The sequence below is a fragment of the Bacteroides zoogleoformans genome (genome assembly GCF_002998435.1).
GTDB lineage: Bacteria > Bacteroidota > Bacteroidia > Bacteroidales > Bacteroidaceae > Bacteroides > Bacteroides zoogleoformans.
The window spans coordinates 2090909-2105524 of sequence record NZ_CP027231.1; the positions used below are offsets into that span (position 1 = coordinate 2090909).

Below are 14616 nucleotides of genomic sequence, written 5' to 3' on the forward strand. Positions count from 1 at the left end.
ATGTTTGGGATTAACTGATTTGTTCACTTGTTTTTCCGAATCTGCGTTCGCGTTTCTGGAAGTCGCATATAGCTTTGTAAAACTCTTCTTCACGAAAATCCGGCCAATAGGTATCACAGAAATAGAGTTCGGAATATGCACATTGCCAAAGCAGGTAGTTACTGAGGCGTATTTCCCCTCCGGTACGTATCAGTAAGTCGGGGTCGGGCATAAAGTTAGTAGCCAAATGGCCGGCTATCTGTCCGCTGTCTATCTGTTCCGGACTGAGCTTTCCACTCTGCACCAAAGCTGCAATTTTTCTGGCTGCTTCCGTTATTTCCCATCGGGAAGAATAGCTCAGCGCCAGCACCAGACACATTCCCGTGTTTCGGGACGTATGCTCCACACATGCATTGAGCCGTTGTTGTACGTTAAGGGGTAATTTAGGGATATCGCCTATCACCCGAAAGCTTATATTGTTCTTCATAAACGTTTCCTCCTCAATGGAATCCAAAAGGAGCGACATCAAGGCTGCCACCTCGTCCGACGGACGATTCCAGTTCTCGGTAGAGAATGTATATAAAGTAAGGTATTCAATTCCCAGTCTGGCGGCAGTTTCAGCAATGACATGCACAGTTTCCGCCCCGGCCTGATGTCCGTAGCTGCGTTCGTGTCTGCGCTGCTTGGCCCACCTCCCGTTGCCATCCATGATGATTGCCACGTGGCGTGGTATCTTGCCTAAATCGATTTCCTCTTTATATGACATCTTTTCTTATTGTATTTCGAAGCCCAGCCTGTTAAGACGACCGCGCCACACCTCGTTCTTGAATCCTTCTCCGCCAAATACCACCCAAATGAAATCTCGCTTGTCAACCGATGCCACCGTTTTGTCCTTTGTCGGTTCCACGACAACGGAGTAAGCGCCTTTACCTTTAAACTCTTGGGGTAACAGAAATTTCGATTTTGTCTTATGCCATGCAAGTCCTTCGACAGAGCGATAGATGGCCTCCAGTTCTCCACCGAAACAATAGAGCATATCGCCATAATGCATAATAACAGGGTGTGATATTCCGGGACAATAGGCATTATAAGAAGCGCCGCTCAAAGCAGCCCACCCTCGGCCATCTAATGAAAACCAAGGTGTGGTCATTTTATTGTCTGCCAACGGCATACCTGTCAGGATCACCTTTTCCACACCATTGCCGGTCTTGGTCAACGTCGAAACAATCTCTTCGGTAGGGAATTCCTCAGGTACTTCTTCCAAAGCAGCACTTCCTGTACCGGCAGCAGTTTCCCAATTCTTCCCGTCCTTACTGATATTGAAATATCGTTTCCCGTCTATTTCCAAGATGCCGCACAATCGGTCGGAAAAACCGGCTATAAGCGCAAGCACATTGTTCCCTAATGTCGGGCTTTCCGCCCAGACAGCACCATCTGCAGAGGTATATACTTTTTTACTGTCCGTCAACATATAGAGCAAGGCATTGTGTTCTACAACAGAAGTCAGCTTCGCATCTGTCGGCAGGCCGGTCACAATCAGTTCGCTCCAGCTATATTTATCCGGCGCAGTCGACGTCTTGTATGCAAGGGTAGTGGAAGTGTAAACCAGCAGATCGCCTCCAAGAGCAACAGCCTTTTGCTTGCCTTCATTCACAGTGTTGGAGAAGATGCTGCCTTTGGTCTGCATGTCTGTCCATACCAAAGAATCCGGGTTTTGTAAATGAACATTGACTTTCAAGGTATATTCACGCATCGTAACACCATCGGCCGCACGGACTTTGAACTTCATGCCGATGTTGTTGTTCATGGCCGGCCTCAGATTAATGGAGTCGGTCTTTACGAACAGCGTGTCAACAGGCGAACCGTAAGTGACCCATCCCGTGACGTCCATTGTCTTTATTAAAATACGGTTGATGATAGTGTCAGAGCCTACCGGCAATGAATCTCTGTTGTAGATTACCCTATTGAGTTGATCAATCGTAAAATCATAATTTTTGCCATGTATGGTATCAATGCCGAAAGCATGTATCGTAGCATCGGAGCTTAATTCATAATTTTCCTCAGCTTTAAGGCACGAACTTAGCGTCACTGACACCATAAGAAAGCTCACAATTACCGATAGAAACTTTATTCTCATTTTTAAAATCAGTGTTTATTTACAATCTGCAAAAATAGGAACATTTTTCTCTATATATAGCATTGCTGGGAAGTTTTATATTAAATTATAGATAATAAGCCTGTTTTTCTTGATTCAGAAGCCTTCAAATAAGGCAAAATAATGCCGGCAAAAGATCTTCATACTCTTCTGCCGGCATTCTATTCAGCCCTGTTGTCAGGCCGGAAATCAGCTAAGCGGATTTTCACTTTGATTGCCTTCGCCGCTGCCCTGACCACCGGTTTCACCACTGCCTGCGGGGTGTGTGCCGCCCGTATTATCACTCGGAGTCTTACCACTCGGGGTAGCAACCTTGCCCCATTCTTCCCACACAATCTTGGTGTCTACCATGCTGCGGGTAGTTACTCTGCCTCCAACGGTACGCCCTACTTCAGGAAGAAAGCGGACACGCACACCATTTATCTGCGAAGCATTCACTTCTTCAGCCGTCTTCACTCCTTTCTTGGAGGCAGAAGCCGTATAATAAAAGGTTCCTACACCGTCCAGTTTCACGGTACGAGTGTCATAGGTTAGAATACACTCCGGATTTAGACACTCATCCTTAAAAACAACCCCAAAAGTATCTTCCTGATGAACTTCATTACATGTATAGTAGCGAAATATACCATCTTCTACAATATACATATACTTTTCAAGTTCATCTTTCTTTATCAGGCATTCACCCTTATGCACCTTAAACTTTTTAAAACTTGATTCAATTAAATTGATATCTTTTTCTGTCAACTGAATCTTATGTTTTTCTATGCATAAGTTTTTTTCTATTAATGCTGTTATTCTTCCTTTCATAGTATTGTATGTATTTCAAGTCACAGTCGAAAAAACAGCTTATTGCTCACTGTTTGACAGCCTTTGATGCCAATGCAATTTTATATATCGACTATTTATCCAGAGAATACGTTCCGAATAAATTCTGCTTTTCAAACATTTCGATTGCCGATTTTTCCAAAGGAGTACGCTTGATAATGGCTTTATCTTTCCAGAAAGCAGGATCATAGTTTTGGTTTGCTATTTTTTGTAGCAAATCATTTCTTTTAGCCATTTTCTTTGTTTTGTTTTTTATTTCAATACCAGTATTATACATTACGGAATGAATATCCACATTTCCATACTTTATTGTATATTGCATATCCACAATCACCGATTCCACCATCGATACCCCTCCTATTATCTTATAGTTTATAATAAAATGAGGTTTACTGTTTCTGTCTCGTAGCTTTTCGCCTGTTTCATCAGTAAAAGTAAGAATATTATTTACTATTTCTCCTTCAAACCGTTTTAATTCAAGAGTTGAAGAATCAATAAACATACTACCTGCTATAATAGGATTAGAAATTCCTTTTCGCGGTTTAAAGTTTATCTTATAAGTAGTGGAAGCATTATCAGAGTCATATAGAGCATCATAAGATACGGTATAGTATTTAGCATAATTTTCAAATAAGGGCTGTATCAGCCAATCCTCCTTATCTCTCACTCTTCCGCTCAACATAAGCGGCCTTAATTGCGATAAATAAAAGAAGTTCTTAAAATGCGCATATTTATGTATGGAATCTTCAAGCAAAACGGCATAACGTCCTGTGATGAGTTCTAAATCCCATACACTAAGATGCGGCGTTGCATTAAAAAACGATTCGACAATTTCATTGCAGACAGAGTTTGTTTGTGTAATTTGCCTATAAAAGAACGAGTTTACGGTCTTCTTATTGGCTTTACTGTCTTTTTTATATTTAGACAAAGCTTGCATCAGAAAAGCATGCAGATTTATAGGTTTTACCACAACCTCATCCAATCTTATGGCTTGCGGTTTCAAAAGAATGACATCAGAAACTTCAGATGCTTTTACAGTCTGTGTTTCATAACCAACGTAAGAAATACGCAATTTATCTGTTGGTAAAGCTTTTATTGCGAATTCACCCTCCTGATTGGATATTGTGCCATGACTGTCTGTTATATATATCGAGGCGTAAGGAAGAGGCTGCTTGGTTTCAGCATCAGTTATTTTCGCATCAATAGATAGAGTTTGTTGAGCCATCGCTATTATCGGGAATATTAGTCCGATGCATAAAGATATCAATTTACCCATATATTCCATAACTATTTTTGAAAAAAGATGCGACAAATATTCTTTTGCCACATCTTTCTATAATCTACGTATTAAAAATACATTCTACCGCCTACATCTACAGAAGTTCCCGTTTTAGAATCTTGAGTACTTTTTACAAAGAGACTCCATTTAGCCATCTCTAATCTCTGTTCTAATTGTTCTACAGAGAAATGAGATCGAACAAGCGATTTATCCACAACCCGGCAGAATGAAATTTATGTCCGGCTCTCTGTTGCAGCAACAACTCTTTCTTCGAGTTAAATATAAATATAGAAAAAGCATAATGCCGCAAACCCTGTCTGTGAGCCGACATTTTTTCCATCATCTGCCCATTGGTCAGTAATACCATATTTATATCCATACATCCCATTGCTTTTTCGCAAAAGAATAAAAAAATATTTTATAATCAAACTAAATACGCGTTTTCTAAGACGAAATAATAACCGAAGTTAATTTTCTCGGTAAAAGCCATTCGTTCCAAAGTGAATTCATGATAATCATTCAAGTAAGCTCTCTACATTCTCATCAAGCCAAAAATTAGCGGACAGTCGATAGAATAATATTTGAGAGGCTTATTTTTTCAATAAATATTAGAGTTTAAATAGAATAAGTAACAGGGTTATTGAAAATCAACATCATAGAGCCTTATCCGATATACTGCCTATTGTCTCAGGTTTTATCGGGCACTTATATTTGTAACAAAATTTCCAAACCAATCCGTTTTTCTCAGCCAACCATCAGCATACAATCTCCTACCCCTGCCAGAACACCTTCTGGCGAGGGGATAGATCAAGTATACGACTGATGCCACATCAGTATACGACAGAGGGTACATCAGTCGTATACTGATCTACCCTCTGTATAGGAGTGAGAAAAGACAACTCCGTTTTCTTTTTCAAAAGGGAAAGAATAAAGGCATATTTTGTAAAGATATTATCCTACTCCTTTATCAACACATCATCAGCAATCAGGTCAATCAGTTTGTACAATTGCTTCATTCTTCGAGATTGGCTGATAATAATTTCATGAAGAGACCGGGTATGCGTTATAATTATTCCGCCAACGGATTACGATTTATTCCGAGCATTCCAAACAAACAAAGCCAATAATACTGACAACAAGGCAGAACCTATCCAAAACCAATTGATATAAGTAAAGTCGTAAACTTCCACTCCGTCTATCATGGATTTGTTTCCTTCTATCAGCACACCACTCATCACGTCCTGAAGCCCTGCACCAATATAACTGGCAATGCCCACCACTCCCAATGCAGCCCCCGAAGCATTACGAGGAGCTATATCAACGGCCATCAATCCACCGAGAAAACAAATCAGCACACCGATACCAAGCCCGAACAACACCATTGCCACAGCATCCAACCCAAAATGAACTCCCGGCACAAGCAAAAAAAGGCAGAGGGCTGCAACATTCAGCAAACCGAAAATCAAGGCAGGAACATTACGACGCCCTCCGAACAGTTTGTCAGAGATAACACCGGAAAACACGGTGCCCACAATGCCGCAAACCGAACTGATGGAGATGATGAAGCTGGCATCCAGCGTCGAGTAGCCTTTCTGCGCCTCCAAATAAAAAACGCCCCAACTGTTCACCGCATAACGGCTGATATACATGAAAGCGCTGCTGAGGGCCAATATCCAGATGGCAGGATTGCGAAGCACCTCTTTTTGAGCACGGTTGAACTCCTCGCTCTGCGATGCACTCATTTCTTTCTCCTTCTTAGGCTCATTAACGGCAGGAAACCCTTTGCTTTGCGGAGTATCGTGAAAAAAACGCCAGACAATCAAGGCACCGGTCAGTCCGACAAGTCCTGCCCCCAGAAAGCCATACCGCCAACCGAAAGCACTGACAATGGAAGCAACAACAATAAAAGTCATGGCTTCACCGATGTTATGGCTCGCACTCCAAAATCCATAGAAAGAGCCGCGCTGCTTATCCGTGAACCAACGTGACAATCCCACCACACAGGAAGCCGCACCTATTGACTGAAACCAACCGCTGATTCCCCAAAGGACAGCAAACAGGATGAATGAATTGACAAAGCCGAGGCAAAGGTTGACCAATGCCGTCACCAACAGTCCGGTGCTCATGAAGCGGTTTATATTGCTACGATCGGCCAGAAAGCCATTGGTGAACTTGCCGACAGCATAGGTAAAAAACAGCACCGAACCGATGATGCCCAATTCTGTTTCAGAAAAAACGCCCTCCTCCACTATCGGCTTCTTCACTACGTTCAAACTGAGACGGCAGACGTAATATATGCCATACCCCAGCGTCGCGGCAAGAAAAGTGGACCATTGCAGATGTTTCAAGCGACGTTTCTGTTCCGGCAAAGTCTCTCCATTACAAGGCCTCGCTTGCGAGACCTTGTAAAAATTGGCAATAAACTTCCACATGAGTTCTCAGCCCCCCTATTCGTGCAGATTCTTTGCTTTCAGATATTCCAGCAGGTAAGCAGGTCTGTCCGTCTGTATTATGCGACATCCCAGTGTATCAATCAGATATCCATAACCGGCATCCGGGCTCTGCAAAGACATGTCGTCGTCATGTCCGCCTGCCATCGTGTCCCACAAAGTATTATACCAAATAAGAGAACGGCCGCTCAAAGCTGTCGCCAGTTTCTTAGGAAGCGGATTGGTGTCTTTTACATACAGCAACTCGAAAGCAACAGGAGCCATGTCCTTAATGAACTTTTCTATTTGCTCCTCAGCCCCCGGCGCATCAAGGTTTATAATGGGCATATAGATTACATCGTTCAAATAATCGCCGAATTGCTTCTTGACTTCTTCCACCGTCTTACGCCCTTTCATTATGATTTGCTTGGTGGTTCCCGTCTTCTGCATCAGTTCATAAATCCGGTCAAAATAAGCGTCTGCTTTATCCAGATTTATCATAATCTTACCTTTGGCGTGAAGCAAAGCCTCCTCCAAAGTAGGGACTTTGTGAATGGTACGGATATTACAGCCATTCTTTAACTTCAATTGCCGTATCTCATCAAGCGTGTTTTCAGAAACCAAGCCTTTTCCGGTAGTGGTACGATCCAATGACTTATCATGCATCAATATCAGTTCACCGTCTTTTGTCTCCATTACATCCAGCTCCACAATGTCCACACCCATCTTAATGGCGTTGTCTATCGCCTCCAATGAGTTCTCAGGAAAATTACGCCAGTCGCCACGATGAGCTACCACGACCACCGAGCTTTGGTCGCGATTCATTAGTTTTTCACGAATCTGTGTAACGCGGTCTTGAGCAGAAAGCTGCAATAAAGCAAAAAATGTAAACAGCAACAAATATATCTTTCTCATAATTTCACGGATTTCAAAACAACTTTTATTCTATAATATATCCCTCATTTTGCCAACCTGTTTTATCATTGACATTCTCTATTTCGGTCAAAGGAACCGGATAAAACTGGCGATAGCTGGCAATTCCGGGAAATATGGAAGACATCTGACCTGTGCGCACAATGTCAAACCATCGGTCGCACTCTAAAGCAAGTTCCAGACGCCGCTCCTTATATACCGCCCGGCGGAAGAGTTCCTTTGTAGACAGTTCGTCTAATGTCTTACCGGTAAGTCCTGCGTTTATGCGTACGGCATTCAGGGCATCCAAAGCCTCTTGTGTAGGAGTGGCGGCAAGCTCATTAGCCGCTTCGGCATACATCAACATTACTTCAGCGCAACGCAACACAGGAAAATCGGCACTGGTTTCGTTGTTTGTAGCAGGCGCATCAAATTTGCCCGGACGCTTTCCACTACCGGTAGGAGCGACCAATGCCTTACGGTTGTCCGCGTTGCTTTCAAATTCCGACTGTTCTAAAGAAATGACATTGCCATTATCATTGTTGCGATAGCGATTATTCTGGTGGACAGACTCGCCAATTCCGCCCTTAAGATATTGAACGGCGAAAATGATATCCTTGCTTGTTTTCAGATTATTAGGGAAAGTTTGCGGCATAGGCACCAACATCAAATCCTTCTCTGCCTTGATGGCTGCCATTACCGGGGCAAGCTCATTGACAACCCCCTGATAGTTTTTTCTATACAAGTGGACCTTTGCCAGCAACGCATGAGCAGCATACGAAGTGACACGACCTCTTTCCGCCTCTGCCCAAACAGCAGGCAAGCTCTGGGCCACGGTCAGGTCTTTGACTATCCGGTCATAAACCTCACCGACGGCAGCACGCTTATTATTACGTGCTTCTGCCACAGCCTGAGTCTTAGTGACGACGGGCACTTCACCCCACAAGCGAACCAGATTAAAATAACACAATGCACGTATAAACGAGGCTTGTCCGACTATACGAGTTCGTTGTTCTTCAGACATTGATACCTGTTCCATATTTTGAAGTACCAAGTTGCAACGATAAATCGTTTTGTAGAGCGAAAGCCAAGCGCCTGACAAATTGGAGTTTGCCGGGGTCTCAGTAAACACTTCTATCTGGTATCTGATACCGCCACTGGCACCGGAATTATCATCTTTTACATTGTCGCCACGCACTTCCATCAAAGTCATGAACGTTGCTCCATACTGGCCACTGGACTGCAACTCATCATAAAGGCCTATAACGGCTCCTTCCAACCCTTTTACATCTTTATAAAACGTCTCTTCCGTAGGAAAATCAATGGGTTTCAGATCTATAAAATCATTACAGCTTGAAAGAATTATTGCTGTAAAAACCAATATTATTATTTTTTTCATATCACTGTTTTTAAGATTAAAACGTAAGATTAACGCCTATCGAGGTCGTTCTTGCCAATGGATACACACCGTAATCTTCTCCATTGGTCATTGCGGCAGTGCGATTTGACACCTCCGGATTATATCCCTCATAACTTGTAAAGGTAAATGGATTTTGGACGGAACAATATATACGGGCAGACTTCAAATACACCTTCCGAAGCCAGCTTTCCGGCAACGTATAGCCCAAAGATATGTTCTTGATGCGCAGATAAGAGCCGTCTTCCACATGCCATGTAGAGGTTATGCCGTTCTGTCCTTTGCTGACACGATTGGCACGTACATTCATTCCACTACCGGGATTATCCTCCGACTTCCAGCGATTGATAGCCCCTTTGTAGTTATTCATATTTCCTTCATGGTTATAAAAATATCGCCGTGACAGGTTCAGAATCTCATTACCTTGCACTCCTTGGAAAACAATACCGAAGTCGACACCCTTCCAAGCCAATGTAGCACCGAAACCATAAGTAAAATCGGGCATGTAATTACCCACAATGGCACGATCCGTATCCGAAATATCCAATATCTTGTCTCCATTGACATCCTTAAATTTAAAATCACCCGGTTTTGTGTCAGCCAATCCATAATTGGTGGGAGAATCCTTATAGTGCAAAGCAGCATCCACCTCAGCCTGATTCTTATAAACGCCTTCTACGATAGGAAGATAATAACTTCCGATTGCTTCACCCACGCGAGTTATAAAATAGGCATTGCTCACTGAACCGGAAGATATAATATCTGCATTGCCCGGCCCGAGCTCTTTCACTTCGTTGATATTCTTTGAGATATTGAAATAAAGACTCCAGTTGAGGTCGCCCGTCTTCTGGTTGGTTGCAATATTAAACTCCACTCCCTTATTGTTCACTTTACCGATATTTTCCAAACGAGTACTATAACCCGTCATCATTGGCACAGGCACATTCAAAAGCAAGTCATACGTGTTACTGTTATATACATCCAAGCCCAAAGTCAAGCGGTTCTTGAATAGCGATGCATCGAACCCCACATTCACCTGTGCAGTCTTTTCCCAACGCAATTCGGGATTAGGCATACTCTTGGGCGCCGCTCCCTTGACAGCCTCCGCACTGCCTCCACCCAGCACATAGCTAAGATAGGCAACTTCACCTTGCGCACCATAGTTGGGTATACGGAAGTTACCCGTCAGACCATAGCTGGCACGCAGTTTCAAATCATCGATGAAAGACAAAGACTTCATGAATTTTTCTTCAGTCATACGCCATCCAGCAGATATTGACGGGAACCATCCCCATCGGTTGTCTTTACCAAAACGGGAAGCGCCATCTGCACGAATAGCCCCGGTAAGCATATATTTGCCTCTATAATTATACTGGAGTCGGGTAAGTCCCGAAAGTAAAGCCCACTCAGAAGCCTGCGTATTGCCACGGGTAACAGTACCTGCATTCAACGTCGGTACAGTATTTGTGATGAATCCATTGGCAAAGGCATAGGTGCTTTCATCTCTTTGGTATTGCATGGTCCAGCCGGCTAATGCAGCAAACGAGTGGCCATCGACTACCTTATTATAGTTCATCGTTTGTTCAAACAACCAGTTATACATCTTGCCAGTTCGTGCAGTTGCTTCGGGAACAGACTCCGGATTACCCTCCGTGTTAGAAATTGGGATGGTGGACGGGCGAAAAGTATCTCTCGAACTGCTATATATATCCACACCAAAATTGGCACGATATTTCAACTCCGGCATAAAAGCGACTTCTCCATAAGCATTGCCAAAGATGCGGGATGCTTTCGTTTCATCTTTCTGCAACATAGCCAATGCCACGGGATTCCAGACTTGCGTCTGACTATTACCTTTCCTGACAGTACCATTCGGGAGCACCGTTTGCGTATTCGAGCTCCAAGCGTTTTGAATGAAAGAAAAAGAACCGTCGGGATTATATACCGGGAATATAGGGGCACTGTGCAAGGCAGAAGCTATGATGCCACCGCCATTGGAATTATAAGCACCGTCCGAATTGACAGCATTTTCTATTGTCACAGAAGGACTTAACGATAATCCGAACTTAAAGATACCTTCGGTTACATCAAGGTTGAAGCGTGAACTATAACGGGTAAAATCACTGTTGACAATGACACCTTCTTGTGATAAATAATCGACAGATGCATAATACCTTATCTTCTGACTGCCACCGGAAACGGCAACAGAGTGGCTCTGCATGCCTGCCGTACGGAAAATCTCATCTTGCCAATCTGTGTCAATCAGCCCCTTCTTTCCTCTCAGATATGGCAAAATCTCCATGGGAACGATTGTATTATAATCATTATTGGTGTTCTGCAGACGAGTAGCATTATCATCCGATATATTATAAGGCAAAGGACTCTTATTTTGCGCTATGAGTTTTCGGTTGACCGACTCCATTTTATCCTTATACGTATTATTACGGGCATCATTCACCAAGTCGGCATACTCATAGGCATTGAGCATGTCTATCTTTTTGGAAACCGTCTGCCAACCATAAAATCCGTTATAAGAGACTGTGGCACGTCCCTCTTGTCCTTTCTTGGTAGTTATCAATACCACACCGTTTGAACCGCGTGAACCGTAAATTGCAGCTGAAGAAGCGTCTTTCAGCACCTCGATGGATTCCACGTCATTCAGATTAAACGTATTCAGTTGCTCTTTAGCAAGCGGCACACCGTCTACAACATATAACGGAGAAGTTCCTGCCGTAATGGTTCCCGTTCCACGTACTTTAATCTGCAAAGAAGAACCCGGAGCACCCGTCGACTGCGACACCTGCACCCCCGGCATCCTGCCTACCATGGCCTCTGCCATAGAAGTTACCGGCTGTCCCTTCATGTCGCTTGCACGAAGACTGGCAATAGCCGTTGTTACATCACGCTTCTTCTGTACTCCATAACCCACAACTACCACTTCTTCCAGCAATTCACTATCTTCTTTCAGCGTAATTTTCACCAACCCCTTACTATCCGCTTTCAGCTCTACCGTCTGATACCCGATATATGAGATAGAAATGACGGCATCTTCCGGAACGTCAGTCAACGTATAGTTTCCATCCATATCGGTAATCAAGCCATTGGTCGTACCTTTCACAATTACACTGGCGCCAATCACCGGCTCACCATTTTGATCAATGACAGTACCGGAAATTCTTTTCATCTTGCCGTTTTGTTTGGTTGCATCAGAAGCAGCTTTTGCTTTCAGGTAGATTTTTGTCTCGCCAATCTCAAAATCCACATTCATGTCTGCAAGCAAGCGGTGAAGTAGCTTGGATAGTTCTTCTTTATCCGCCTGAATGGAAACAATCTTTTCGGGATTTACCGTAGGCCTGCTATAGGCCACTGTGAGCCCGGTTTGTTGCGTAATAGTATCAAAAACCTTCTCCAACTTCACTTGCCGGAGATTCATTGACACCTCTTGGGCTGAAACTGCAAAGCAAACAGCAAAACAGAAAAGCAGCACAAATAAAATCCTGTGTTTCATAACTTTTATTTTTAGATTAACACTTAGTATAAAAATCACTTTATACAGAATAGACACACAGAACTTAAAAACGGGTGAGAGAAAAAGAGACTTTTTTGAGTTTTTTATTTGGAGGTGACTATTACTTCTTTCTTTATCTCATTATATTTAAATTGAAGCGGTGCAATTTTCTCCAAATCCCGTAGAATTCTTTCAAGAGGAATATTTTCTGATGTAAGAGTGAAATATACGCTCCAAGCATTCTTGCCCTCTATCTTAAAATCGACGTCATACCAACGCCCCAACACGCTGGCAACTTCGGCCAACGAGGCATTTTTGAAAGCTATCACATTCGCTTTCCACAGGAAAGCTATGTTATCGACGTTCCGGGAAACCGTGCAGCGTTTACTTGCGCGATTGTAAACCAGTCGTTCGCCGGGTTGCAACGGATATTCCTTGTCCGAAGGAAGAGCCAATTTAATACGTCCTTCATCAAGGCACACCGTGATATTCTGACTTTCAGGATAAGCCTGCACATTGAATGATGTACCCAAAACATGAAGGGCCGAGCTTTCGAGATTAACAATAAAAGGGCAGTGGGAATTTTTGGATACAACAAAATATGCTTCCCCGTCCAAATAAATCTCACGGCTGAACAATGCAAACTTCTTGGGATATTTCAACCGGGTATCCGAATTGACATATACGCGTGTACCATCCTGAAACATCATTTGTAAGCGTTCACCCTTTGGCACATAAACTTCCTCATAGCCGGAATTGCCGAACAAGTCTACACGCATATTTACTTGAACAAACAACCCTCCCAGCAAAATGAACGGGATAACCACAGCCGCTACACGTAAAGAGAGTCGGCGAATCCGTCTCCGCCGGATGTTTTGACGAATACGGACAAACATCTCCTCCGACGGAACAGCATGATCCACATAAAGTTCTTCGTAATCGGCTTTTATTTGTTCCGCATCCCGTTCCATGCTACGTGACAGGTAGGCGGTGCCCTCATCGGTTGCAAACCATTTTGCAACCAATTGCGCGATTTCAGGAGTAGATGTTCCACTCAATACATCCTGTATTTGTTTCTCGGTTGGTTTATCTATGATTTTATTATCCATACTATAAAATAGACACTCAGACTCTTCAACAAGGTGAGGTATGTAACAATTATTAGCATTTTATGTAAATAAACACGCAACAACTTCAAAGCTTCCGAATAGTGGGTTTTTATCGTGTTGATAGAGAGTTGCAGCCGATCGGCTATTTCTTGATTACTCAATTCTTCCTGCACTTTCATCAAGCAAATATCGCGCTTTTGAGGTGGAAGCTTTTCCAAAGCCTTGTAGAATAATGACATCAGCTCTTTTTTCTCCAGATTTTCTACCAAAGTATCCTCATACTCGGGAGTGTCCTGTGCCAGCTCATAGTTTTTGGCAATGGCATTATTTTCATTGCGAATCACATTCAGAATATGGTTTTTGTTCATTGTTACCAAGTAATTTTTCAAGCTGATTCCCACACGGACTTCCGTACGGTATTCCCAAAAGCGAGTAAAGACATGTTGCACTGCATCTTTCGCCATTTCCGTATCCATCAAATAACGATACGACATGACATAAAGCAACTTATGATATCTACGATAGATTTCTGTAAATGCAACTATATCTCCTCGCTCCACTTTAGCAAAGAGAATTTCATCATTATCTGTTATAGGAATATCAGTATATGATTGCACGTCTCTGGTTGTTTTTCCACATCATCGTAGCGAAGATAACGCAACTTTATCAAAAGAACAAAAGATTCAAAAGAAAACCGTATATCTGACAAATGAGAATTCCATCTTTATGGAACAAAAAACAGAAACATACAAGATGAATAAAGAAGCGTTTCTTGCATATTGTTCATAACTATATCCCCTTTTGAATCTCCAGCAGCATTTCTGTTCGCCGGTTTGTGCATGTGCCACGACAAGAGTATCGATTCCTGATTACTCACAAATATTTCTGCCGAACCAAGATTCTTTCAGAGCCGAAGTCTCTGTTTGAAGAGGGGTGGTAGAAAATACGGGAGTTGAGAGGGAACACTGTTCGGAAAGAAACAGAAAAGGAACCGGATAAAAAA

10 protein-coding genes are annotated in these 14616 nt (G+C 42.9%); all 10 read right to left on the minus strand.

The window, feature by feature from the left end:
• Window positions 1–10: 10 nt before the first annotated feature.
• Window positions 11–745, minus strand: coding sequence for an isoprenyl transferase (locus C4H11_RS08630; protein ID WP_106041296.1), 735 nt, complete (start codon window positions 743–745; stop codon window positions 11–13).
• A gap of 6 nt (window positions 746–751) precedes the next feature.
• On the minus strand, window positions 752–2116 hold the full coding sequence (locus C4H11_RS08635; RefSeq protein ID WP_106041297.1) for a DUF6242 domain-containing protein: 1365 nt from the start codon (window positions 2114–2116) through the stop codon (window positions 752–754).
• Between the two features lie 207 nt (window positions 2117–2323).
• Entirely contained in the window at window positions 2324–2779 is a 456-nt protein-coding gene (locus tag C4H11_RS14305; protein ID WP_205729960.1) for an HU family DNA-binding protein, read from the minus strand.
• Between the two features lie 253 nt (window positions 2780–3032).
• Window positions 3033–4286, minus strand: coding sequence for a carboxypeptidase-like regulatory domain-containing protein (locus C4H11_RS08645; RefSeq protein ID WP_129588294.1), 1254 nt, complete (start codon window positions 4284–4286; stop codon window positions 3033–3035).
• 1037 nt (window positions 4287–5323) lie between these two features.
• Complete coding sequence (locus C4H11_RS08655) at window positions 5324–6670, minus strand: MFS transporter (protein ID WP_106041300.1); 1347 nt, start codon at window positions 6668–6670, stop codon at window positions 5324–5326.
• Between the two features lie 15 nt (window positions 6671–6685).
• Window positions 6686–7582 carry a glycerophosphodiester phosphodiesterase family protein gene (locus tag C4H11_RS08660; protein ID WP_106041301.1) on the minus strand — a complete coding sequence of 299 codons (897 nt, stop codon included), beginning with the start codon at window positions 7580–7582 and terminating at the stop codon, window positions 6686–6688.
• 25 nt (window positions 7583–7607) lie between these two features.
• Window positions 7608–8978 (minus strand): RagB/SusD family nutrient uptake outer membrane protein, encoded by a 1371-nt coding sequence (locus C4H11_RS08665; protein ID WP_106041302.1) that lies wholly within the window; start codon window positions 8976–8978, stop codon window positions 7608–7610.
• Between the two features lie 16 nt (window positions 8979–8994).
• Window positions 8995–12504 carry a SusC/RagA family TonB-linked outer membrane protein gene (locus tag C4H11_RS08670; protein ID WP_106041303.1) on the minus strand — a complete coding sequence of 1170 codons (3510 nt, stop codon included), beginning with the start codon at window positions 12502–12504 and terminating at the stop codon, window positions 8995–8997.
• Between the two features lie 104 nt (window positions 12505–12608).
• Window positions 12609–13613 carry a FecR family protein gene (locus tag C4H11_RS08675; protein ID WP_106041304.1) on the minus strand — a complete coding sequence of 335 codons (1005 nt, stop codon included), beginning with the start codon at window positions 13611–13613 and terminating at the stop codon, window positions 12609–12611.
• On the minus strand, window positions 13595–14230 hold the full coding sequence (locus C4H11_RS08680) for an RNA polymerase sigma factor (protein ID WP_106041305.1): 636 nt from the start codon (window positions 14228–14230) through the stop codon (window positions 13595–13597). Before C4H11_RS08680 ends, C4H11_RS08675 begins: the two co-directional genes overlap by 19 nt.
• Window positions 14231–14616 lie beyond the last annotated feature (386 nt).